General features: G+C 61.1%; 14 protein-coding genes and 1 pseudogene. 6 read left to right on the forward strand and 9 right to left on the reverse strand.

What is annotated here, in order from left to right; genetic code table 11:
• Positions 1-12 precede the first annotated feature (12 nt).
• From selO to HX793_RS31995, 5 genes and pseudogenes are all read right to left on the reverse strand, one after another.
• Positions 13-1476, reverse strand: a complete 1464-nt coding sequence (gene selO / locus HX793_RS07940; protein ID WP_177051609.1) for a protein adenylyltransferase SelO — start codon at positions 1474-1476, stop codon at positions 13-15.
• A gap of 48 nt (positions 1477-1524) precedes the next feature.
• Complete coding sequence (gene mscK, locus HX793_RS07945; RefSeq protein WP_177094626.1) at positions 1525-4866, reverse strand: mechanosensitive channel MscK; 3342 nt, start codon at positions 4864-4866, stop codon at positions 1525-1527.
• A 50-nt stretch (positions 4867-4916) separates the two neighbouring features.
• Entirely contained in the window at positions 4917-6659 is a 1743-nt protein-coding gene (locus HX793_RS07950; protein ID WP_016977199.1) for a potassium/proton antiporter, read from the reverse strand.
• Positions 6660-6906: 247 nt separating this feature from the next.
• A complete protein-coding gene (locus HX793_RS31990; protein WP_370694346.1) occupies positions 6907-7779 on the reverse strand; it encodes a methyl-accepting chemotaxis protein in 873 nt (290 codons plus the stop codon).
• Positions 7780-7809: 30 nt separating this feature from the next.
• Positions 7810-8532 (reverse strand): annotated as a pseudogene (locus HX793_RS31995) (MCP four helix bundle domain-containing protein); the annotation flags it as partial.
• Between the two features lie 278 nt (positions 8533-8810).
• Between HX793_RS31995 and HX793_RS07960 the strand changes: the two are divergent.
• Both HX793_RS07960 and HX793_RS07965 read left to right on the forward strand, forming a co-directional pair.
• A complete protein-coding gene (locus tag HX793_RS07960) occupies positions 8811-9041 on the forward strand; it encodes a hypothetical protein (protein WP_016977201.1) in 231 nt (76 codons plus the stop codon).
• Complete coding sequence (locus HX793_RS07965; RefSeq protein ID WP_016977202.1) at positions 9038-9331, forward strand: cell division protein ZapA; 294 nt, start codon at positions 9038-9040, stop codon at positions 9329-9331. Before HX793_RS07960 ends, HX793_RS07965 begins: the two co-directional genes overlap by 4 nt.
• Here HX793_RS07965 and HX793_RS07970 read toward each other — a convergent pair.
• On the reverse strand, positions 9328-11130 hold the full coding sequence (locus tag HX793_RS07970) for an acyl-CoA dehydrogenase (RefSeq protein ID WP_177058863.1): 1803 nt from the start codon (positions 11128-11130) through the stop codon (positions 9328-9330). The two genes, HX793_RS07965 and HX793_RS07970, sit on opposite strands and share 4 nt — an antisense overlap.
• Positions 11131-11340: 210 nt before the next feature.
• Positions 11341-15294 (reverse strand): trifunctional transcriptional regulator/proline dehydrogenase/L-glutamate gamma-semialdehyde dehydrogenase, encoded by a 3954-nt coding sequence (gene putA, locus HX793_RS07975; RefSeq protein WP_177058864.1) that lies wholly within the window; start codon positions 15292-15294, stop codon positions 11341-11343.
• 461 nt (positions 15295-15755) lie between these two features.
• Here putA and putP point away from each other — a divergent pair, with 461 nt between their 5' ends.
• The 4 genes from putP to HX793_RS07995 all read left to right on the forward strand — a co-directional run bounded on the left by putP (position 15756) and on the right by HX793_RS07995 (position 21045).
• A complete protein-coding gene (putP, locus tag HX793_RS07980) occupies positions 15756-17240 on the forward strand; it encodes a sodium/proline symporter PutP (RefSeq protein ID WP_016977204.1) in 1485 nt (494 codons plus the stop codon).
• 204 nt (positions 17241-17444) lie between these two features.
• Positions 17445-19406: a type VI secretion system Vgr family protein gene (locus tag HX793_RS07985; protein WP_177051599.1), complete on the forward strand. Its 1962-nt coding sequence runs from the start codon at positions 17445-17447 to the stop codon at positions 19404-19406.
• Between the two features lie 21 nt (positions 19407-19427).
• On the forward strand, positions 19428-20111 hold the full coding sequence (locus tag HX793_RS07990; RefSeq protein ID WP_177094628.1) for a DUF4123 domain-containing protein: 684 nt from the start codon (positions 19428-19430) through the stop codon (positions 20109-20111).
• Between the two features lie 97 nt (positions 20112-20208).
• On the forward strand, positions 20209-21045 hold the full coding sequence (locus HX793_RS07995; protein WP_177094630.1) for a 23S rRNA (adenine(2030)-N(6))-methyltransferase RlmJ: 837 nt from the start codon (positions 20209-20211) through the stop codon (positions 21043-21045).
• Positions 21046-21154: 109 nt separating this feature from the next.
• Here the strand turns inward: HX793_RS07995 and msrA are convergent, their stop codons facing one another.
• Both msrA and HX793_RS08005 read right to left on the reverse strand, forming a co-directional pair.
• Positions 21155-21802: a peptide-methionine (S)-S-oxide reductase MsrA gene (gene msrA / locus HX793_RS08000; protein ID WP_095014424.1), complete on the reverse strand. Its 648-nt coding sequence runs from the start codon at positions 21800-21802 to the stop codon at positions 21155-21157.
• A gap of 73 nt (positions 21803-21875) precedes the next feature.
• On the reverse strand, positions 21876-24569 hold the full coding sequence (locus HX793_RS08005; RefSeq protein ID WP_177094632.1) for a putative bifunctional diguanylate cyclase/phosphodiesterase: 2694 nt from the start codon (positions 24567-24569) through the stop codon (positions 21876-21878).
• Positions 24570-24620 lie beyond the last annotated feature (51 nt).

The following is a 24620-nucleotide window of genomic DNA, read 5'->3' on the forward strand; positions in this document are numbered from 1 at the left end:
GGATACGCCTCCTTAAGACGAACAACTGATCTCCAAATGCTTCCCCCAATCCGGCGGACGCTGTGCGTATTGCTCCATCCCCGGCTGCTCCTCAAACGGCTTGGAAAGCACCTCATGCAGTCGTCGCACCTCGCTGTAATCCCCGGATTCGGCGGCCTCGATGGCGTTTTGCGCCAGATAGTTGCGCAAGATATACAGCGGGTTCACCGCGTGCATCCGCGCACGGCGCTGTTCCTCGCTGTATTCCCCATCCCGTTCAACACGCGCCTTGTACTGCTCGGCCCAGGCATCAAACCCGGCCAGGTCGACAAAGTCATCGCGCAACCGCGCCACGGCCAACGCCGCCGACTCATCCCCCAGGCGGCGGAAGAACAGGGTGTAATCCACGCCGCTGTTCTGCATCAGCTTCAACAACCGCTCGACCAGGTGCTGGTCATCGTCTTCGGCGGTGGTGAGTCCCAGGCGGCGGCGCATCAGGTCCAGGTAGTTCGCCTGATACAGCGGCAGGTACAGCCCAAGGGCTTCTTTCAAGGCGTCGACGCTGATAAACGGCGTCAGTGCTTGCGCCAATGCGCTGAGGTTCCACTGGCCGATCGGCACCTGATTGCTGAAGGAATAGCGCCCTTCGTGATCCGAGTGGTTGCAGATGAAGTGCGCGTCAAAGTCATCCAGGAACGCAAACGGCCCGAAGTCGAAGGTGATGCCAAGGATCGACATATTGTCGGTGTTCATCACGCCGTGGCAGAAGCCGTAAGCCTGCCATTTGGCGATCAGCTCGGCATTGCGCTCGACGATTTCTCGGAACATCGCCAGGTACGGCTCGGGCTGTTCGCGGCACTCGGGGTAGTGCAGGTTCAATACGTGTTCGGCCAACAGCGCCTGCTGCTCGGGCTTTTTGGTGTAGTAGAAGTATTCGAAATGGCCGAAGCGGATATGGCTGTGCGCCATGCGCAATACCATCGCGCCACGTTCCTGCTTCTCACGCCACACCGGGGTGTCGGAGCCGATCACGCACAAGGCACGGCTGCTCGGAATGCCCAGCGCGTGCAGCGCTTCGGAGGCCAGAAATTCGCGGATCGACGAGCGCAACACGGCGCGACCATCGCCCATGCGTGAGTAAGGCGTCATCCCGGCGCCCTTGAGGTGCAGGTCCCAGTGCTCGCCGGCTTCGTTGTACACCTCGCCCAGCAACAAGCCACGGCCATCGCCCAGTTGCGGGGTGTAGCCGCCGAACTGATGCCCGGAATAGACCATCGCCCGAGGCTCTGCTTCGGCCCACAATTTGTGGCCGCCAAACAGTTCGGCAAATACCGGCGTTTCGGCCACGGCGGGGTCGAGGTCGAGCAGGGCCAGGGCGGCCTCGCTCGCCACGACCAGGCGCGGCGCGTCGAGGGGCTCAGGCAGTACGTGGGTCGAAAACGCGTCGCCCAGGCGTGCGAAGCGGTTGTCGAAGGTCAGTTCGTCGAGGGCTTTCACCGGCCATCTCCAGCAGAATGTCCGAGCATTCTGCTGGGGATAGCGCGGTTAGTCGAGTTTGCTCGGCGGTGGTTCCTGCACGCCGCCGTCGTTGGCGGGCTTGGCGGGTGGGGTGTCGACTTCCACCAACTTGTATTCCTGGCCGTGGAGGTTCTTGAGGTAGACCTCCATCTGGCGGAACGAAATGTTGATGCTCTCTTTCTTGAACTCGCGGTTGATAAAGCGGTTCACTTCGTCGATCACCGGGTTGCGGTCGCCCAGGTCGCGCACGTGCATGCGCAGTTCGTGGTCGAGGGTGCTTTCGCCGAAGTTGAGGAAGTACACGTGGGGCTCTGGCTCCTTGAGTACCCGTGGGTTGTCGCGGGCGGCCTTGAGCAGCAGTTCCTTCACGCGGTCCAGGTCGGAGCCGTAGTCGACACCGAGTTTGAGGGTGACGCGGGTGATGGTGTCGGTCAGCGACCAGTTGATCAGTTGCCCAGTGATGAAGGTTTTGTTCGGGACAATGATGTCCTTGCGGTCAAAGTCAGTGATCGTGGTGGCGCGGATGCGGATCTTGCTCACGGTGCCCGACAGGTTGCCGATGGTGATGGTGTCGCCGATGCGCACCGGGCGTTCGAACAGGATCATGATGCCGGAGATGAAGTTGGCGAAGATTTCCTGCATACCAAAGCCCAAGCCCACCGACAGCGCCGCCACCAGCCATTGCAACTTGTCCCAGCTCACGCCGAGGGTGGACAGGGTGGAGACGAAGCCGACGCCGGCAATCACATACGACAGCAACGTGGTGGTCGCATAGGCACTGCCCTGGGCCAGGTCCAGCTTGGACAGCACCAGCACTTCGAGCAGGCCGGGCAGGTTGCGCGCCAGGGCGAAAGTGATGCCGATGATGATCAACGCACCGAGCAGGTCACCGATGCTGATCGGCACCATGCTGATATTGGCGCCGGTGCCGCTGGTGTATTCGTACAGCGTGACGTTATCCAGGTACGAAAACACCGAGATCAGGTCCGACCACACCCAGTACAGCGCCGCTATAAAGCCGCCGAGCAAGGCCAGGCGGATCAGGCGCATGGACTGTTCGTTGACCTGTTCGATGTCCAGGGTCGGTTCTTCGATCACTGCTTCGCCGTCGCCGGCTTCCTTGGCGGCTTGGCGTTTGGCCAGGGCGCGCGCATAGGCCAGGCGTCGGGCGGCAACGCCCAGGCCGCGAACGAAAGTGGCCTCGATCACCAGCCAGAACATCAGCAGGTACAGGGTGTTGATCAGGCGGTCACTGAGCTTGAGTGCGGTGTAGTAGTAGCCAAAACACACGGCGATAAACAGCGCGACCGGCAACGCGGTAAACAACAGGCCCACGGCCTTGCGGAACAGCGAGGCTTTTTCATGGGTCGGGCTGTTGAGCAACAGTCGGCCGAGCAGCCAGGCCATCAGTGCGTAGCAGGTGAGTACCACGCCGATGCCCAGCACGTCGTCGGCCAGCGCCGCCGGTTGGTGTTCAGCGATGGCCACCACGGCCACCAGCGCCAGTACCACCAACCCGAGCTTGCGTACCCAGCCTTGCAGGAATTCGACCTGGGGTTTTTCCCAGCGGAAGTGCAGTTCGGCCACGCCACCGGGCGCCAGGATGCGATAGGCGGTGTAGAACACCAGCCAGGCCTGGGCGATCTGCAGCAGGGCTGAACCGAGGTTGGCGTTTTGCCCACGGGCGTCGATTTGCAGCGCATACCCGCACAGCGCCAGGCCGAGGGACACCGGCATCGCCAGCAGGATGTTGATCAGGATGGCCTGGGGCGTGTGCCACTGGCTGTCGCGCTTGAAGTGGCCGATGTCCAGGTGCACCTTGTTCAGGCGCTGGTACAGGTTTTTACGACGCCACAGCAACGCGCCGATCAACAGCAGCAGGGGCAGGAACAGCAATGGGCGCTGGGTCAGGCCGTCGTACAGTTCGCTGACGCTGGACGCCCAGGGCAGGGTGGCAACTTGCTTGCTCAGGTGCGCCGGCACGGTTTCCAGCCATTCGGTGTCCAGCGGCTTGTTGCTGGGGATCCAGAACATCTGCTCATCCAGCGTCGCGCGCAGGGTGGTGGCGGTGCTGAGCAGTTGTTTCTGGTTCAGTTGCAGGGTAATGGATTCGTTGAGCAGCGCGCTCAGCTCACGGCTCAGGCGCTCCAGCAGATCGCTGCGGGTAATCGCCAGTTCCAGCAAGGTGCGACGCAGTTGCGGGGTGACGTCTTCCGGCGCTTGATTCGCCAGCAAGTTATCCACATAGGCACTCGGCGAACTGATCAGTTCGCGTTGCTGGTTGACCTCGAACTGGTACAGGCGAATGTTGGCGATGTCGTCCGCCAGGTCGCGATCCACGGTCAGGCGTGGCAAGGCTTGTTTCTGTTTGTAGAGGATCTTGGACAGCAACAGGCTGCCCTTGAGTACGTTGATCTGCTCGTCCAGGGCCGAGTCGCTCTGGGTCACCGTGTCGAGTTGCTGCTTGGTTTTCAGGTTCTTCTGGGTCAGGTCATTGAGGCGGTCGGTGCTTTTGAGCAGGTAGTCGGACAGCTTCAGGTTGGCCGCGCTTTCCGTGGCCAGCAGGCTGCTGCCGCCGGCTTTTTGCGCTTCGATGGACTGCTGGGTCACCGTTTGTTGGGACTGGGCCAGGCGTTTCTGGTTGATCAGGGTTTGCAGGTCCTGGATCTCTTGTTCCAGGCGCGCGGTTTTTTCCATCACCAGGTCGTGCTGGCTGTTGCCCAGGTCTTGCAGTTGGCTGTTGCCGGCCAGTTCCTGGCGGCGCAGCGGGATCAGTGCGTTGAGGGCGGCCAGTTCGGCATTGAGCTGGTTGCGCTGGTCACCGCTGAGGGTCTTGCCGTTGTCCTTGCCGGCCTTGAGGATCGAGTTGATCTGCAGGATGCGCGTCTGGCTGCTGCTGATTTCGGTCTGGGCGCGCTCGGGGCGGGTCTGGGCGGCGATGGACAGGCTGTTGGCGTCGGCCAGTTCTTTTTGCAGGTCGCCTTGCTGGGTGGTGCGCTGCACCAGCAGTTGCTCCAGCTGCGGCACCGGCAGGGTGGCATAGCGCTGGGCGACCGGGATGATTTTAGTGGCCTTGAGCCGGGTCAGTTCGCGCTGGTTGTCGGCGGTCTCGCGCGGCGCGTCTTCCAGCTGGCGCTTGAGGTCGACCAGCCGCTGCTCGTAATCCTGCTTGTTGCCCAGGTACGTCAAGGTCTGCTGCAGGATGGTCTGCAGGGCCTTCATGTCGGCGTCGGGCAGCTTGCGGTCGGGCAGCTTGTCCAGGGTTTGCTGGATGGCGTCGGCGCTGGGCGGGTCGGCCGCGTGAACGGTGCCGACACAAAGGGTCAGGCCCAGCAGGGCAGTGGCGAGGAACGTGCGCAGGGTAGGCATAGAGACCGGTCTTGCAAGGTGAAGAATCGGGGGCGTCGTCGCCCCGCAGTTTAGAGGAAGAGTCCGGGGCCCGGGCGACTTCCTTCGGGGAATCTGACGCCCACTTTGCCAATCTTGTTCCCGTCCATGACCGCGACGGTCCAGATGGTGTTGTTCCATTCCACCTGGTCGCCGACGATGGGCGCGCCGCCGACTTTCTGGGTGATGAAACTGCTCAGCGGCATATCCGGGTCGATGCCTTCCAACTTCAGGCCGTACAGCGCGGAAACCGCGCCCAACTGGGCGTCGCCTTCCAGCACGAAGTCGCCGAAGAAACGCAGGTCCAGACCGCGTTGCGGGGCCTGGCTGAACAGTTTGCCCAGGGCCGGCAAGTTGTGTTCATGGCCGATCACGCAGAGCAGGTCGCCGACTTCCAGCACGGTACTACCCGACGGATGGAGCAGTTGCTGGCCACGGAACAGCGCGGCGATCCGCGTGCCTTCGGGCATTTTCAGCTCACGCAGCGCGGCGCCGATGCACCATTTTTCCGCGCCCAGGCGGTAGACGAAAAGCTCCCACTCGCTGGTGACATGCACTTCCAGCGCGGCACGGGAAATCGGCGCCGGATCCGGCGGTACGGTGACTTTGAGCAGCTTGGCCACCCACGGCAGGCTTGTGCCCTGCACCAGCAGCGACACCAGCACGATAAAGAACGCGAGGTTGAAGTACAGCTGCGCATGGGGCAACCCGGCCATCAGCGGGAACACCGCCAGAATGATCGGCACCGCGCCCCGCAGGCCGACCCAGGCGATAAAGGCTTTTTCCCGACCGTGGAACGCTTTGAAAGGCAGCAGGCCGACCATTACTGACAATGGCCGCGCAAACAGAATCATCCACAGCGCCAAGCCCAGGGCCGGCAACGCGATGGGCAGCAAGTCGTGGGGCGTGACCAGCAGGCCCAGTACCAGGAACATGCCGATCTGTGCCAGCCAGGCCATGCCGTCGAGCATATGCAAAATGCCATGACGGCTGCGCACCGGGCGGTTGCCGATCACCAGGCCGCACAGGTACACGGCGAGGAAGCCGCTGCCGTGCAGGGCGTTGGTCACGGCGAACACGAACAGGCCGCCAGCGATCACCAGGATCGGGTACAGGCCGGTGGCCAGGTTGATGCGGTTGACCATTTGCAGCATCAGCCAGCCGCCGCCCAGGCCGACCACGCCGCCGATGCCGAACTCGCGCACCAAGTGAGTCAGCAGGCTCCAGTGCAGGCCGGTCTGGCCGCTGGCTAGCATGTCGATCAAGGTGACGGTGAGGAACACCGCCATGGGGTCGTTACTGCCGGATTCGATTTCCAGGCTCGCGGTGACCCGTTCGTTGAGGCCCTTGCCACCGAGCAGCGAGAACACTGCCGCGGCGTCCGTCGAGCCGACAATCGCGCCAATCAACAAGCCTTGGATGATATTGAGGTCAAACAGCCAGGCCGCGGCCATGCCGGTGAGGCCGGTGGTAATCAACACCCCCACCGTGGCCAGCGACAAGGCTGGCCAGAGTGCCACGCGGAAACTCGCCACCCGTGTGCGCAAACCGCCATCGAGCAGGATTACGGCCAGGGCGAGGTTGCCCACCAGGTAGGCGGTTGGGTAGTTATCAAAGATGATGCCGCCGCCATCGACGCCGGCAACCATGCCCACGGCCAGGATGATCACCAATATCGGGATCCCCAGGCGGGACGAAAGAGAACTCACCAGAATGCTCGCACTCACCAGCAACGCGCCGATCAAGAACAGGCTGTTGATGGTCGTCGCATTCAAAGGCAGTACTCCATGAGCAAACAAGACGGGGCGCAAACTGACCATGCAGTCTGCGTGCCAGCGATTCTAACCTGTTGAATTGCTGCGCTGTCAAAAAGCTTTTACAGGTTGCTATAGATCCAATGTGGGAGCGGGCTTGCTCGCGAATGCGGTACATCAGCTAAAGATATGCTGACTGAACCACTGCATTCGCGAGCAAGTCGAATCGTCGCACCGCCGCTCCCACATTTTGACTGAGGCGTGTCAGTTAGAGGCGGAAGCGCCCGACCATCCCATTCAAGTCCACCGCCAGGCGCGACAGCTCGCTGCTCGCCGCACTGGTCTGGCTGGCACCCGTGGCCGATTGCACCGACAGATCGCGGATGTTCACCAGGTTGCGGTCCACTTCCCGCGCCACCTGAGCCTGTTCTTCCGCTGCGCTAGCGATGACCAGGTTGCGTTCGTTGATCTCGACGATCGCGGTATTGATGGTATCCAGCGACATCCCGGCGCCTTTGGCGATGTTCAGCGTCGATTCGGCGCGTTCGGTGCTGTTGCGCATCGAATCCACCGCGTGTTCGGTACCGGCCTGGATACTGCCGATCATCCGCTCGATCTCGCTGGTCGATTGCTGGGTGCGATGGGCGAGGGCGCGCACTTCGTCCGCCACCACTGCAAAACCGCGACCGGCTTCACCGGCACGTGCCGCTTCAATCGCCGCGTTCAGGGCCAGCAGGTTGGTCTGGTCAGCCAGGCCGCGAATCACGTCGAGTACCTTGCCGATGTCGCGCGACTCGTTGGCCAGGTCGCCAATCAAGGTGGCGGTGGCTTGCACATCGCCGCTCATGCGTTCGATAGCGCTGACGGTTTCCTGTACCAGATCACGGCCATCACCGGCGGACGTGGTGGCGTTGCGCGATGCCTCGGAGGTGCTCACCGCATTGCGGGCGACTTCTTCGACGGCACTGGTCATCTCGTTCACCGCCGTAGCGGCTTGTTCGATTTCATTGTTCTGCTGGGTCAGGCCGCGGGCGCTTTCGTCGGTGACGGCGTTCAGTTCTTCCGCAGCAGACGCCAGTTGGGTCGCGGACCCGGCGATGCGTTGCAGGGTGTCGCGCAACTTGTCCTGCATCTTGGCCATGGCCGCCAGCAGGCGCCCGGCTTCGTCGTTGCCGTCGACCTTGATCGGCCGCGTCAGGTTGCCTTCGGCCACTTCTTCGGCGGCTTCCAATGCCTGGGAGATGGGCAGGGTGATGCTGCGGGTCAGCAGCCAGGCGAACAGCAGGGTCAGCGCCGTGGCGATCACCAGCAGGCCGACCACCAGGTCGAAGGCCAGGTTGTATTGGTCTTCGGCTTGCTGGTTGGTGGCCAGGGCCATCTTGTTGTTGATGTCCAGCAGGCGATTGAGCACCGCGTTGACTTGGTCGGAGTTGCTCAGCAGTTCGGTGTTGAGCAGGGTGCGCAGTTCTTCGATCTGGTTGGCGCGTGACAGGCTCTTCATGCGCTCTTCGATCTGGTGGTACTGGCCGAGCAGGCGCACGTAATCGTCGTAGGCCGCACGCTCTTCGCTGCTTTCGATGAGTTTTTCGTAAATGCCCTGGGCGGTGCGGATCTGCTGGTTGCGCAGTTCGAAGGCTTCCAAGGTTTTTTGCTGAACCTCCGGCTCGCGGTTGGTCAACAGGCGGTACGACAGCACGCGCAGGCGCAGGGTCAGCTGGGTGAATTCATCGAGCGCACGAATGCTCGGCACGCTGGACAGGGTGATGTCTTCGGTGGCGCCACGGATCTTGCTCATCTGGTTCAGGGCAAACACACCGAGAAACAACATCAACGCGCCAATAAACGCGAAGCCGAGGAAGGCCCTCGGAGCGATATTCATATTACGAAGCGACATGCGGGAATCCTGGGGGAGAAGCGCGATCCGTGCGGCCGTGAGACGGGGTGTCCCTCTCTATCGGTCGTACGACTAAAGTCTAAAGGGGCGTGTGCGGTTTTGTCGCATCTGACGAGGGGTTTGATCGATTCAGGAACCAGATCCGGTAAATGCAGTCACTAAGGCTCGAAAGTGCGGCCCGGCCCTTAAAAATCGGGCTGCGCGCCGGGGATAACCCTGGCATCCGAGGTGAATTTTCTTTATCGTCACCGCCCTTTGAAAAAGCCCGAGAAATCAAAATGTTAGAAGCATCCCTCAGCCAATTGGAACAACTGGTCAGCGACCTGGTACAGCAGAACCAGGACCTGCTGGGCACCAACGAATCCCTCAAGGCCGAACTGGCCCGCGCCAAGGACGAGAACGACAGCCTGCAACTGAACCTGATGGAACAGGAAGAAAAGCACGGTGCCACCGCCGCGCGTATCCAGGCGCTGGTTGAGCGTGTGAGCGCAGGGCCTGTCGGCGCATGAGTGAAGGGATAAAGGTCGTTTCGATTCTCGGAGAGGATTACTCGATCAAGGCTCCGGCCGGGGAAGAGAAAACCCTGATGCACGCCGTGACCCTGCTCAAGGCGTCCCTGGCCACCACCAAGAAGAAGTACCCGACCCTGATCGGTGACAAGCTACTGGTGCTGGCGGCGCTGAACCTGTGCGCCGAGCAGATCGAAATGCAGCAGGCGCACCAGCAGGAACTCGACCGTTACCAAGAGCAAGTCAGCGCCACGGTCGATGTGATTTCCAAGGCGATCGGAACGCCTTAGAACCACTCATCTTGCATGCCGAGGCACGTGTCATCGCGGGCCTCCAAGATTGCCAGTTCATGATGGCAGCTCGGCACTTCCCAGGTCAGGAAGTACCGGGCGGCCTGGAGCTTGCCTTTATAGAAGGCCACATCCGCCGCATTGCCCTTGGCCAAGCCTGCTTCGGCGTGAATCGCCTGTTCCAGCCAGCGCCAGCCAATCACCGTATGCCCGAACACCTTCAAGTACAGCGCCGAATTCGCCAGGCTGCTGTTGACCTTGCCGTGGGCGAGATCCGTCAGCAAACCGATGGTGACGCTTTGCAGGCGGTTGACCAACTGTTCCAGCGGTTCCCTCAGCGCGGTAAGGCTTGGGTATTCCTGGGCACGGGCGCCGGTTTCGGCGATCAATCGGATGAGTTGCTTCAAGCCTGCGCCGCCGTTCTGCGCCAGTTTACGCCCGAGCAAATCCAGGGATTGGATGCCGTGGGTGCCTTCGTGGATCGGGTTCAGGCGGTTGTCGCGGTAGTACTGCTCCACAGGGTATTCGCGGGTATAGCCATGGCCGCCGAGAATCTGGATCGCCAGTTCGTTGGCCTTGAGACAGAACTCCGACGGCCAGGATTTGACGATGGGCGTGAGCAGGTCCAGCAGTTCGTGGGCTTGTTTGCGTTCGGTTTCGGTGGCCAGGGTGGTGGTGTCGTCGAACAGCCGCGCGGCGTAGAGGCCGAGATCGAAGGCGCCTTCTACGTAGGATTTTTGGGTGAGCAGCATGCGCTTGATGTCCGCGTGCTGAATGATCGAGACCGGCGCGGTCGTGGGATCTTTACTGTCGGGCAGGCGACCTTGCGGGCGTTCGCGGGCGTACTCCAAGGAGTAGAGGTAGCCGGCGTAACCGAGCATGACCGCGCCCATGCCGACACCAATCCGCGCCTCGTTCATCATTTGGAACATGCAGCTCAACCCCTGGTGCGGTTTACCCACCAGATAGCCGATGCAATTCCCGTTATCGCCGAAGTTCAGCGCGGTAGACGTGGTGCCACGCCAGCCCATCTTGTGGAACAGCCCGGCCAGCAATACATCGTTGCGCTCGCCCAGGCTGCCGTCGTCGTTGACCAGGAACTTGGGCACGATAAACAACGAAATGCCCTTCACCCCGGCCGGCGCGTCCGGCAGTTTGGCCAGCACCATGTGCACGATGTTTTCCGACAGCGGGTGGTCGCCGCCGGAAATGAAGATCTTGTTGCCTTTGAGTCGATAGCTGCCGTCAGCCGCAGGCTCTGCGCGTGTACGAATATCTGACAGCGAAGAACCGGCGTGAGGTTCGGTGAGCGCCATGGTGCCGAAGAAACGGCCGTCGATCATGGGTTGCAGGAAGCGTTGTTTCTGATCCTCGGTGCCGAAGCTTTCAATCAGGTTGGCGGCGCCCATGGTCAGGAACGGGTAGGAAGTGGATGCGGCGTTGGCCGACTGGAAGTGCGCGAAACAGGCTTGGGACAGCAGGGTCGGCAGTTGCATGCCTCCGGCTTCGAAGCTGCGCGCGGCGTTGAGGAAGCCGGCTTCCAGGAAGGCGTCCACGGCGGGTTTCACCTCTGGAATCAGGATGGCCTTGCCGTCTTCGTAGCGCGGTTCGTTTTCGTCGTTCTTGCGGTTGTGCGGGGCGAAGTACTTTTCCGCGATGTTTCGCGCGGTGCTGATGGCCGCATCGAAGGTTTCGCGATTGTGTTCGGCAAACCGCTCGCGCTGGGTCAGGCCCTCGGCATCGAGGACTTCGTACAGCTCGAAAGCCAGATTGCGGGAACTGAGCAGCGTCTCGGACATGGCGGCTTACCTATGTGGGAATAGGGCCGAGTCTAGGTGGGCAAATAGAGGCTGGATAGCAAGATTGATTTGGGTGATGGAGGAACAAAGCGCGGTTGGAAGGTGGAACACGGTCAATGTGGGAGCGGGCTTGCTCGCGAAAGCGGTGGATCAGTCAGTACATTAGGTGACTGACACTCCGCATTCGCGAGCAAGCCCGCTCCCACAGGGTTAGCCGATGGTCATCAGGCTGGCGTTACCGCCTGCTGCAGCAGTGTTAACGCTCAACGCCCGCTCGATCACCAAGCGCTCCAGCGCAATCGCCGTCTCGCCCTGCGACAAGCCATGCACCCCGACAATCGCTCCGCCACGCTGGGCCACTTGCTGGCACACCGCACGCAATTGATCGGAATCACCGTGATGCAAGACCGCGTCGAACACTACGTCGTCCTTGGTCCAATCAGCCACGCGCTTGATCTTCGCCTGAATCTCTTTAGGCAGGCGTGGGAACAAGGCCTTGGTCAGGTCAGATTCCGGCCATACCGCCGAACCGCCCACGGCCAACACGGCCGCCAGTTGCGTCAGCAGGTCACCTTCCACGTCCGCCAGGCACAGTACGTGCTCGCGGGGCAGGATGGCGTAGCTGTTGCGTTCGCCGGTCGGGCCAGCCAATTGGCGGGTGATACCGCTTTGCGATTGCGCGGCGAACTGGCTGCATAGGGCACTCAGGTCGCTGAACTTGTTGCTGTCAGCCCAGGTTTTCAGGGCGGTCAGCGGCTGGCTCATGGCGTCACGCAGGCGCACGTCCGGCGCGGCCAAGGCGTCGCCGCGTACGAAGGATTGCTCGATGGCATCCGTAGGACGCGTCGACAGCAGGCGGTACAGATACAGCGGGCCACCGGCTTTCGGGCCAGTACCCGACAGGCCTTCGCCGCCGAACGGTTGCACGCCGACCACGGCGCCCACGATGTTGCGGTTCACATAGACGTTACCGGCATGGACGTTGTCGATCACCTTGGCGATGGTCTCGTCGATACGGGTGTGCACGCCCAGGGTCAGGCCATAGCCGGAAGCGTTGATCTGGCCGATGAGCTGGTCGATCTCTTTGCGCTTATAGCGCACCACGTGCAGTACTGGGCCGAAGATCTCGCGTTGCAGTTCGTCGAAGCTTTCCAGCTCGATCAGGGTCGGCATCACGAAGGTGCCACGCTTGATCTCTTCACCGTCGGCAATCGCTACCTGGTACACATTGCGGCCTTTGTCGCGCATGGCCTGGATGTGTTTCTCGATGCCGGCCTTGGCTTCGGCGTCGATCACCGGGCCGATGTCGACGGACAGGCGCTCAGGGTTGCCCAGACGGCATTCCGCCATGGCGCCCTTGAGCATTTCGATGACACGGTCTGCCGAATCTTCCTGCAGGCACAGTACACGCAGGGCCGAGCAGCGTTGGCCGGCGCTGTCGAAGGCCGAGGACACCACGTCGATGACTACTTGTTCGGTCAGCGCCGAGGAGTCGACGATCATCGCGTTCTGGCCACCGGTTTCGGCGATCAGCGGGATCGGACGGCCCTGGGCATCGAGACGACCGGCGACATTGCGTTGCAGCAGGCGCGCCACTTCGGTGGAGCCGGTGAACATCACGCCTTTGACGCGATCATCCCCCACCAGGCGGGCACCCACGGTTTCGCCCTGGCCCGGCAGCAGTTGCAGCACGCCTTCCGGAATACCGGCTTCCAACAGGATGCGCACGGCTTGCGCGGCGACCAGCGGAGTTTGTTCGGCCGGTTTGGCCAGTACCGGGTTGCCCGCGGCCAATGCGGCGGCGACCTGGCCGCTGAAGATGGCCAGCGGGAAGTTCCACGGGCTGATGCACACCACCGGGCCCAGTGGGCGGTGGGCGTCGTTGGTGAAATCGTTGCGTGCCTGCACCGCGTAATAGCGCAGGAAGTCTACGGCTTCACGCACTTCGGCGATGGCGTTGGCGAAGGTCTTGCCGGCTTCACGGGCCAGCAGGCCCATCAGTGGCTGAATCTCGCCTTCCATCAGGTCGGCGGCACGCTCCAGGATGGCGGCGCGCTCGGCTGGCGGGGTGGCCTGCCAGATCGGACCGGCGCTGATGGCGCACTGGATAGCGTTGTCGACGTCTTCGACAGTGGCTTCTTGCACATGACCGACCACGTCACGCAGGTCGGACGGGTTCAGTACCGGCGCCGCCGCTTGCTCGCTGGAGGCGCAACCGAGCATCGGCGCAGCTTTCCAGTTGTTGTGAGCGGTGGCCAGCAAGGCGCAGGACAACGACGCCAGGCGGTGTTCGTTGGCCAGGTCGATACCGGCCGAGTTGGCGCGGTCGCTGCCGTACAGGTCACGCGGCAAGGGGATGCGCGGGTGCGGCAGGCCGAAGCCGCCTTCCAGCGTGGCCATTTGCTCGATGCTGGCCACTGGGTCGGCCACCAGCTCCTGAATGGAGATGGATTGGTCGGCAATGCGGTTGACGAACGAGGTGTTCGCGCCGTTTTCCAGCAGGCGACGCACCAGGTAAGCCAGCAGTGTCTCGTGGGTGCCGACTGGAGCGTACACACGGCACGGACGGTTCAGCTTGCCATCGGCAACCTTGCCTACAACCTGCTCGTACAGCGGTTCGCCCATGCCGTGCAGGCATTGGAACTCGTACTGGCCGGGGTAATAGTTCTGACCGGCGATATGGTAGATGGCCGACAGCGTGTGAGCGTTGTGCGTGGCGAACTGCGGGTAGATGACTTCCGGCACCGACAGCAGTTTGCGTGCGCAGGCAATGTAGGAAACGTCGGTGTACACCTTGCGGGTGTAGACCGGGTAGCCTTCCAGGCCTTCGACTTGGGCGCGCTTGATCTCGCTGTCCCAGTACGCGCCTTTTACCAGGCGGATCATCAGGCGATGGCGGCTGCGGCGCGCCAGGTCGATGACGTAGTCGATCACATACGGGCAACGCTTCTGGTAGGCCTGGATCACGAAACCGATGCCGTTCCAGCCGGTCAGTTGCGGCTCGAAGCACAGGCGTTCGAGCAGGTCCAGCGACAGCTCCAGGCGGTCGGCTTCTTCGGCGTCGATGTTCAAGCCGATGTCGTATTGCTTTGCCAGCAGGGTCAGGGACAGCAGACGCGGGTACAACTCGTCCATCACGCGCTCGTATTGCGCACGGCTGTAGCGCGGGTGCAGGGCCGACAGCTTGATGGAAATGCCCGGGCCTTCATAAATCCCACGGCCGTGGGACGCTTTACCGATCGAATGGATGGCTTGTTCGTACGAGGCCAGGTACTTCTGCGCGTCGTGTTCAGTCAGCGCAGCTTCACCGAGCATGTCGTAGGAATAGCGGAAACCCTTGGCTTCGAACTTGCTCGCGTTGGCCAGGGCTTCGGCGATGGTTTCGCCGGTGACGAACTGCTCGCCCATCAGGCGCATCGCCATGTCGACGCCCTTGCGGATCATCGGCTCGCCGCTCTTGCCGATGATGCGGCTCAGGGACGAAGTCAGGCCTGCTTCGTTGTGGGTGGCGACCAGTTTGCCGGTCAGCAGCAGGCCCCAAGTCGCGGCGTTGACGAACAGCGACGGGCTGTTGCCCAAGTGCGGCTGCCAGTTGCCAGTGCTGATCTTGTCGCGGATCAGGGCGTCGCGGGTGCCTTTGTCCGGGATGCGCAGCAGCGCTTCGGCCAGGCACATCAGTGCCACGCCTTCCTGGGACGACAGGGAAAATTCTTGCAGCAGGCCCTGAACAATACCGGCACGGCCGCCAGCACTCTTCTGGTTGCGCAGTTTCTCGGCAATTGAGGCGGCCAGCTTGTTGGTGGCTTCGGCCATTGGGGCCGGCAGACGAGCCTGTTCGATCAGCATCGGTACCACTTCCGGCTCGGGGCGGCGGTAAGCGGCGGTGATCGAGGCGCGCAATACGGATTGCGGCAGGATGCTCTCGGCGAACTCCAGGAAGCACTGGTGGGCGTGGTCGGTCTGGACCTCGCCTGCATCGTCGGCGTCCTTGCTGCTCAAACCATTGAGTTCGGTCAGGGTTGCACCACCCTCCAGTTTCTCCAGGTAATTGAAAATCGCCTGCTTGATCAGCCAGTGCGGCGTGCGATCAATGGAGGTCGCGGCAGCCTTCAGGCGCTCGCGGGTCGGGTCGTCGAGTTTGACCCCAAGGGTGGTCGTAGCCATTTTCTTATCCTCATGGGTGCCACTACCGAGTGGCATCAGCTGGCGGCAAGATTAGCTTTGCGCATGCAGAGGTGCAACCGGGTGCAACCCTTTTTATTCAGGAAATTTTCGATCGTGATCGGGAAAAAAACACACCGCCGACGGATTGCGCTCTGCCTTGGTGCGTTTGCTTCTGAGATCGGCTGTTCTTGCTCCGAAAAGGAGCAAAAAAAGGGTGTTTTTCACAAAACATATCCAGGTGCAACTTATTCTCACGAAACTGGTTGCACCTTATTTGCTTTGTTGAATAGCATTCGCGCCCAAGGTGCAACCACCTCAACGAGTCGGTTCATCGGCTGACGGCTTTCCTGGGGAAACGTCAGTCATAAATGCGCGGTACGCAGTTACGTCTACCTACTTTCAAATAGGTGGCCGTCTGACAGACCGCTGCTACATAAAAACAAAGCCAGGGCGTCACTCTTATGAGCGTTAGTAATCCAACCCTGATCACGTTCGTGATCTACATCGCAGCAATGGTGCTGATCGGCTTCATGGCCTATCGCTCCACCAACAACCTTTCCGATTACATCCTGGGCGGTCGCAGCCTCGGTAGCGTGGTGACTGCCTTGTCGGCCGGCGCTTCCGATATGAGCGGCTGGTTGTTGATGGGCCTGCCGGGCGCGATCTACATGTCTGGCCTGTCGGAAAGCTGGATCGCTATCGGCTTGATCGTCGGTGCTTACCTCAACTGGCTGTTCGTCGCCGGTCGCCTGCGGGTCCAGACCGAGCACAACGGTGACGCCCTGACCCTGCCGGATTACTTCTCCAGCCGTTTCGAAGATAAAAGCGGCCTGCTGCGGATCATCTCTGCCGTGGTGATCCTGGTGTTCTTCACCATTTACTGCGCTTCCGGCATCGTCGCCGGTGCCCGCCTGTTTGAAAGCACCTTCGGCATGTCCTACGAGACTGCTTTGTGGGCCGGTGCTGCAGCGACTATTGCCTACACCTTTGTCGGTGGTTTCCTGGCCGTGAGCTGGACAGATACCGTACAAGCTACGCTGATGATCTTCGCGCTGATTCTCACGCCGATCATCGTGCTGCTGGCTACCGGTGGCGTCGACACCACGTTCCTGGCGATCGAAGCCCAGAACCCTGACAACTTCAACATGCTGAAAAACACCACCTTCATCGGCATCATCTCGCTGATGGGCTGGGGCCTGGGCTACTTCGGCCAGCCGCACATCCTGGCGCGTTTCATGGCGGCGGATTCGGTGAAGTCGATTGCCAAGGCTCGCCGCATTTCCATGACCTGGATGATCCTGTGCCTGGGTGGCACCGTGGCGGTGGGCTTCTTCGGTATTGCCTACTTCTCGGCGCATCCGGAAGTGGCAGGTCCTGTGACCGAAAACCACGAACGCGTATTCATTGAGCTGGCCAAGCTGCTGTTCAACCCATGGATTGCCGGCGTGCTGCTGTCGGCCATCCTGGCGGCGGTGATGAGCACTTTGAGCTGCCAACTGTTGGTGTGCTCCAGCGCCTTGACCGAAGATTTCTACAAAACCTTCCTGCGCAAGAACGCCTCCCAGCTTGAGCTGGTATGGGTCGGTCGCCTGATGGTGCTGGTGGTTGCACTGATCGCCATCGCCATGGCCGCCAACCCGGAAAACCGTGTACTGGGCCTGGTGAGCTACGCCTGGGCTGGTTTCGGCGCCGCATTCGGCCCCGTGGTGCTGATCTCGGTGATCTGGAAAGGCATGACCCGCAACGGCGCACTGGCCGGTATCCTAGTCGGCGCGATCACTGTGATTGTGTGGAAACACTTTGAGCTGCTGGGGCTGTACGAAATCATCCCAGGCTTTATCTTCGCCAGCCTGGCGATCTACTTCGTGAGCAAGATGGGCGCACCGACTGCGGGTATGGTCGAGCGTTTTGATGCTGCCGAAAAAGACTACAACCTCAATAAGTAATTCGCTGGGCGCTTAGTGCCAGGCGAGTTGAAAGAAAGGCCCGCGTCCTACGGATTGCGGGCCTTTTTTTACGTGTGATTTACGTCGGTCTGAAGAGGATTCAGACGCATCTGTGTAGGGCTTTACTGATTTATCTGGGGCATGCTCAGCCGGGGGGAGTCGTGATGCAGAATCGGTCCTCCACACCTAGCAGAGAAACACCGGATGTTCGCTCCTGCCAATCAAAGCGCCTTTACCCTGACCCTCGATGGGGAGCCCAGTGAATTCCAGGTCCACGGGTTCATGGGGGATGAGTTTGTTAGCCTGCCTTTTCGCTTTGACCTTGAACTGGTCAGTGAGCAACCAGATCAAGACCTTGAGAGCCTGCTACACCGCCAAGCGTTCCTGGGCTTTGATGCCCATGGTCATGGGATTCATGGCCTGGTGTATCGGGTGGCGCAGGGCGATTCGGGCAGACGCCTTACCCGTTACCAGATCACGCTGGTGCCGCAGTTGGCTTATCTGGAACACAGCACCCATCAGCGGATTTTCCAGAAAAAAACGGTACCCGAGATCATTGCGCAGGTATTGGAAGCGCAGGCTATCCAAAGTGATGCCTTTGCGTTTCAACTGAGCGGCAAGTATCCCGAGTGTGAATACTGTGTGCAGTTCGGCGAAACCGATCTGGAGTTCATTCAGCGTCTATGTGCCGAATCGGGCATTCACTATCACTTCCAGCACAACCCTGAGCGACACCTGTTGGTGTTTGGCGACGATCAAAGTGTTTTTGCACGGCCTGATCAATCCACGCCGTATTCGCCTGGTACCGGGATGGTTGCCGACGAGCCAGCGATCAAGCGCTTTATCCTGCGGCTGAAGACGCGTACCACCGGTGTGAACCTGCGTGACTACGATTTCAAGAAGCCTGGCCTGACGTTGGAAAACGAAGCATCCAGTCGGCTGCGGCCCACCCTGGACGACCAGCGCTACCCGGGGTACTTCACGGATCGTGAGCAGGGTAAGTACCTGGCGCAACGCTTATTGGAGCGTCATCGCAGCGATTACCGTCAGGCCAGCGGCGCTAGCGACCAACCAGCGTTGGTGACTGGGCAGTTCTTGAAGATGACTGGACACCCTCGTCAGGAATGGAATGATTTGTGGCTGGTTACCCAGTTGCACCATGTAGGGCACCAACCTCAAGTGCTTGAAGAGTCTGTTGGCGATGAGTCGCCTCAAGGCTACAGCAATGAATTTGTTGTAACGCCTTGGGACGTAGCGTTTAGAACACCTTTGATTATGTCTCGGCCTCAAATAGCGGGTTACCAGAACGCAGTGGTGACCGGCCCTGCCGACAGCGAAATCCATTGCGACGAATACGGTCGGGTCAAGGTGCAGTTGGCGTGGGATCGTGACGGTGAGCATAACGACCATTCCAGCTGTTGGCTGCGGGTTGCCAGCGGTTGGGCGCATGATCGTTATGGGGCGGTATTGATCCCTCGGGTCGGTATGGAAGTGCTGGTGGGCTTCGTTAATGGCGACATGGATATGCCGCTGGTCATGGGCTGCCTGCCCAATGCGGCCACCCAGGTGCCCCTCGATCTGCCTGCGGACAAGACTCGCAGCATCTTCCGCAGCCAGAGCAGCCCCGGTGGTGGTGGTTACAACGAGTTGCGCATCGAGGACCGCAAGGGGGCCGAGGAAATCTACCTGCGTGCCCAGCGGGACTGGACGCAGCATGTGCTGCATGATCTTCGGGTAAAGGTGGACGGTGAGTCGCATCACGAACTGCAAGGTGAGGAGCTGCGCATCATCCATGGCAACCGTCTGACCGACCTGAAGCAAGACGACCACTTGATGGTGGGCGGCTCACGGCAGGTAAGGGCAGGGCAGACCATCCAGATAGGCGCCGGGCGAAGCGTTGTGATCGAGGGTGGCGCAACCGTCACGATTCAGGCGGGCGGGCAGTCGATCACGCTGTCTGCGGGCGGGATTTTCAGCAGTGTGCCGATCCAGCTTGGCAGTGCGCCTGCTGTTACTGCAGCGCCGTTAACGCCTGGACTGAAGGAAACACTGTTGGCGGTGATTCCTGCTCCGCTGAGCCGCGTGCAGGTGGCCAGTCTCAAGCGCAGCGCGCCGTTTTGCGAAGAGTGTGAGCGTTGCAAAAACGGCCAGTGCGGCCCCATCTGACTTTTAAAGGGATTTACGAAGATGCATCAACCTTTGCTGCCTGGCGAACAAATGTTTGCAGTGTTGAGCGCTGCCAGCGACGCCAACCCCCTCGACGCTTGGCGGGCGCTCGTCGCCGGCGCCCCGCTGCAACCCGTTTGGGCCGGTACACCCTATGCGACATGGGACGAGGTGATGCCCTATATAGGAATCGTTGAGCCCGGCAGTCCTTTCCTGGAATGGGCCGTCTCCACTGATGCCACGGATTGGGGTTGGTTGGCCGTATCGACCCACCCGCTCGAGACCGTGATTGCACACCTGCAAGGGCTGACCAAGGTGTACCTGCCCGATGGCCAGGAAGTGTTCTTACGATTCTGGGACGGTGCTCAATTCCTGCCGATTCTTCAGCAGTCGGGCGATGATCTATTGCCGGTATTCCAGCGCTACGTGATCAATGGCCAGTCGCTGACCGTTGTCATTGGCCCAGTCACTACCGCCAAAGCGAGCCCGTGGTGGCGAGTACCTGCGCCGTTACTGGCGCATTTGGGCGAGCAATCGCCGCAAACCCTGATCGATAACCTTCTGCAATGGCTCGAAGAGCAGCGCCCAGATCTTTACACTGCCTTCACGCCGACGACCTTGCGGCACAAGGTCGCCTACTTCGCGTGCCGACGGGATGTCAGCCATCAGGGTTTGGCGGACTACCTGGCTTCAGAGTTGAGTTGAAGCCAGTGCGACTTTTCGACATAAGCACCGCCCGGCACGCCGCACTGCACCAACGCCCGCGTAAAAGGTAAACTTCGCCCCCTGCGCAGGAGCAACCATGAATTATCGTCACGCCTTTCACGCCGGCAACCACGCCGATGTCTTCAAACACCTGACCTTGACCCGCCTCATTGCCCTGATGTCGCGCAAGGAGCAGCCGTTCGCCTACCTCGACACCCACGCCGGGATCGGCCTGTACGACCTGCAGGGCGACCAGGCCAACCGGACCGGTGAATACCTGGAAGGCATCGCGCGCCTGTGGGGCGAAAGCGACCTGCCGCCGTTGACCGCTGATTACATGCGCGTGCTGCATGAGATGAACCCGGACGGCCAGTTGCGTTATTACCCTGGCTCGCCGGAACTGGCGCGACGCCTTACCCGCCCCCAGGACCGCGTGCTGCTTAATGAAAAGCACCCGGAAGACGGCGTGCTGCTCAAGGACAATATGAAGGGTGATCGTCGCGTCAAAGTGCACTTGGGCGAAGGCTGGCATGTGCCGCGTGCCTTGCTGCCGGTGCCGGAAAAGCGCGCCTTGATGCTGATCGATCCGCCGTTCGAAAAACTCGACGAGATGCAACGCTGCGCCGCTTCCCTCAAGGAGGCCGTGAGCCGCATGCGCCAGACCGTCGCGGCCATCTGGTACCCGGTGAAAGACCAGCGCATGTTGCGCCGTTTCTACCAGGACCTGGCCGGCACCGGTGCGCCGAAGTTGCTGCGTGTGGAATTGCTGGTGCATCCGTTGGACACACCCAACACCCTGACGGGCTCGGGCCTGGCGATCGTCAACCCGCCGTGGGGTTTGGAAGAGGAGTTGCGTGAGCTGCTGCCGTGGCTGTCCAAGAAGCTGGGTCAGACCCAGGGTGGGTGGCAGATGGATTGGTTGATCGCTGAGTAACTTGTAGGAGCGAGCTTGCTCGCGAAAAACGTCAACGATAACGCGTGTTTTCAGACGAAACGTGTCGCGCTCAGGTTTTTCGCGAGCAAGCTCGCTCCTACAAGGATTTTCAGATTGGGCAGGTTACGCCGGTGCCACCAATCCCGCAGTAGCCCTGCGGGTTCTTCGCCAGGTACTGCTGGTGATACGCCTCGGCGAAGTACACCGTCGGTGCTTCTTCGATTTCCGTGGTAATCACGCCCAGACCAGCCTTGCTCAGTTCGCCTTGATACGCCTCGGCACTCGCCTGTGCCGCCGCCAATTGCTCCGGCGTGGTCGCGTAGATCACCGAGCGGTATTGGCTGCCGATGTCGTTGCCCTGGCGCATGCCCTGGGTCGGGTTGTGCAGTTCCCAGAACATCTTCAGCAAGTCTTCGTATTTCACCTTGGCCTGGTCGTACACCACCAGTACCACTTCGCTGTGGCCGGTCAGGCCGGAGCAGACTTCTTCGTAGGTCGGGTTCGGCGTGTAGCCGCCGGCGTAACCGACCACTGTACTGACCACACCGTCGCGCTGCCAGAAGCGTCGCTCCGCACCCCAGAAGCAGCCCAGGCCAAAGATCGCAAAACCGACGTCATCCAGGAAGGGGCCGAGCAGCGGGTTGCCGTTGACGAAATGCGTCTCCGGCAGGTTCATCGGGGTTTCACGGCCAGGCAGAGCTTGTTCTTGGGTAGGCAGCACGTTTTTGTTCACCAGAATTTCCGAGCGCAAGACCATGATCAGTCCTCTCGTCAGGTTGAGTTAGCAGTAAAGATTCAGACAGCCAGTGTGCCCGAGTGTTACGGCGCTGTCAGGCGATTGGCCCGCGCGGGTAGCGTTTGAGCATCGCCAGCAGCTCTGCACCGGGGATCGGCCGGTCAAACAGGTAGCCCTGGCCCACATCACAACGATGACGACGCAGGAATGCCAGCTGCTCGGCGGTCTCGATGCCTTCGGCCACGACCTTGAGCTTGAGGTTGTGTGCCATGGCGATCACGGCCGAGGTGATTTCCATGTCGTCCTGGTTGTCCGGGATTTCGTGGATAAAGCTGCGATCGATCTTGATGATGTCGATGGGAAATTTTTTCAGGTAACTCAGCGACGAGTAGCCGGTGCCGAAGTCGTCCATGGCCAGGGTCAGGCCAAAGCTTTTCAGTTGATCAAGCTGCAGGCGCGTGTCTTCGGTGGCTTCCAGTAGCAGGCCTTCGGTCAGTTCCAGCTCCAGCAGGTTGGCCGGCAACTGTTCTTCCTTGAGGATCGCGGCAATCGAGGCCACCAGGTCCGGGTCGGAAAACTGCTTGGGCGACAGGTTGATCGCCACCTGCAAGTTGCCCATGCCGCTGGCGCTCAGTTGTTTGCTCATGCGACAGGCCTGGCGGGCGATCCATTTGCCGATGGGGATGATCAGGCCGGTCTCTTCCGCCACGCTGATGAATTGGTCCGGGCGGATCATGCCCTTTTCCGGGTGGTTCCAGCGCAGCAGGGCTTCCATGCCCAGCAGACGGCCGCTGCGCAGGCACAGCTTGGGCTGGTAGAACACGTCCAGCTCGTTCTGGGTGAGGGCGCGGCGCAGGTTGTTCTCGACGAACAGCTTGTAGCTGGCTTCGGCGTTCAGAGCCTCAGTAAACACCTGGACCTGATGCTTGCCGTTGGCCTTCGCCTTGTGCAGGGCCAGGCCGGCGTTGCGCATCAGGGTTTGCGGATCGCGACCATGCAGTGGCGCGCAGGCCAGGCCCACGGAGCCGGTGACGCTGATCAACTGGTTGTCGACGAACATCGGTTTGTCGAGGGTTGCCAGCAACTGGCTGGCAACCTGCTGGCCGCTCTCCAGGTCGGTGTCGTCGAGCAGTACCGCGAACTCATTACTGGCAAACCGGGCCAGGCTGCCACCGGCACTCAGGCTGTTGCGCAAACGCCGTGCGAGGCTGATCAGCAGCTTGTCGCCGGTCTGGTGGCCGAGGCTGTCGTTGATGCGCTTGAAGTTGTCGATGTCCACCAGCAGCAGGCTGATCGGGCTGTCGCTGTCGCGGGCAAAGCGTTCGTCGAGGTTGCGGATGAACGCCGGGCGGTTGCCCAGGTTGGTCAGGTTGTCGGTGTAGGCCAGGCGCTCGATGCGCTGCTGGGCCAGCTTGGTCTGGGTGATGTCTTCGTAGATGCCGATGTAGTGGGTCAACTCGCGGTTGTCGCCATACACCTTGGAAATCGACAACTGGCCCCAGTAGGGTTCGAGGTTTTTGCGGCGGCTCTTGAATTCACCCTGCCAGCTGTTGCTCTTGGCCAGGGCAGACGGTGCGTCGAACAGCAATTCACTGAGGTTTTCCAGCGCCGGCAACTGGGCGAGGCGGTGGCCGTGGACCTCTTCGGCGCTGTACTGAGTGATCGCGGTAAAGCTCGGGTTGACGTACTCGACCACGCCGTCGCAATTGACCAGCAGAAAGGCGTTGGCGCTTTGCTCCACGGCGCGCTGGAACAGGTGCAGAGCGCTGGTCGCCGTACGGCGGTTGTGGTTGTTGATGACCTGCGCGAACTGATCGGCCAGCTCGCCGGCAAAGGCAATTTCATCGGCCTGCCAGGCGCGGGTGCTGCCGCTTTGCTCCAGGCACAGCACGCCCACCACATGGCCGTCGACGCGAATGCTCGCGTCGAGCATGGCGTGGATGTCTTTATCGCGCAGGCTGTCGGCCATTTCCCGGGTGCGAGGGTCGCGCAGCGCGTTGGTGGCGTCGATCGCCCGGCTGCTGTGCAAGGCTTCCAGGTAGTCCGGAAAGCAGCTTGCATCAATGGATTCGGGCAGGTGGTGCTGCTCGTCGGCGCGGTGGTAGGCCGAGATCGGCACCAGGCGCTGACCTTCGAGGTTCCAGATGCTGGCGCAGTCAATCTGGTAGATATCGCAGGCACTGCGGGTGATCAGCTCTGCGGCTTCTTGCAGCGAATTGTGGGTCGTGTAGCGCTGGCGGGCCAATAGCAGGATCAGCTCCTGCTGGGCGCGCACCCGCTCCAGGTGCTGCAGTTGTTCCCGCTGGGCGCGCTGGTTGAGCTCCAGGGCGATCTGCAGGCGGCTGTTCTGGTTCTCCAGGTCTGCCGTCGGGGCGCCGGTGGGAATTTCGCTGAACAGGCCGTCGACCACCATCAAGTAACCACGCAGCAGGTGGCGATTGTGTTGTTTGTAGGCTTCGCCCATCTCCAGCAGGCTCAGCGGCCCGTCGCTGGTGTGCAGGGTGTAGCGCACCAGGTAATGCGGGCTCTGGGTCAGTTGCTGCTGGATGGTGTCGTGCAGTTGATAACGCGCCTGGGGCTCCATCAGGCTGGCGTAGGGCGTGCCGATCAAGGCACACAGCTCGACCGCTGGCAGGCCGAATTGGCGTTCGCAATTGGGGTCGAGGTAAAGGAGGGCCCAGCTTGCCTCATTCAGCCGCTCGAAACGCAGCATACCGAGGCGCGAAGGCACCGGTAACTGCGTCACTACCTCGGCCGCCATACGGGCGACATCGGGTTGGCTTTTCATGGGGGAAACTCACTTGAAATTACGCGCACGGCGCTGGGCTCACGCCCTCTT

It is taken from the genome of Pseudomonas reactans, assembly GCF_013387025.1.
Lineage (GTDB): Bacteria > Pseudomonadota > Gammaproteobacteria > Pseudomonadales > Pseudomonadaceae > Aquipseudomonas > Aquipseudomonas reactans.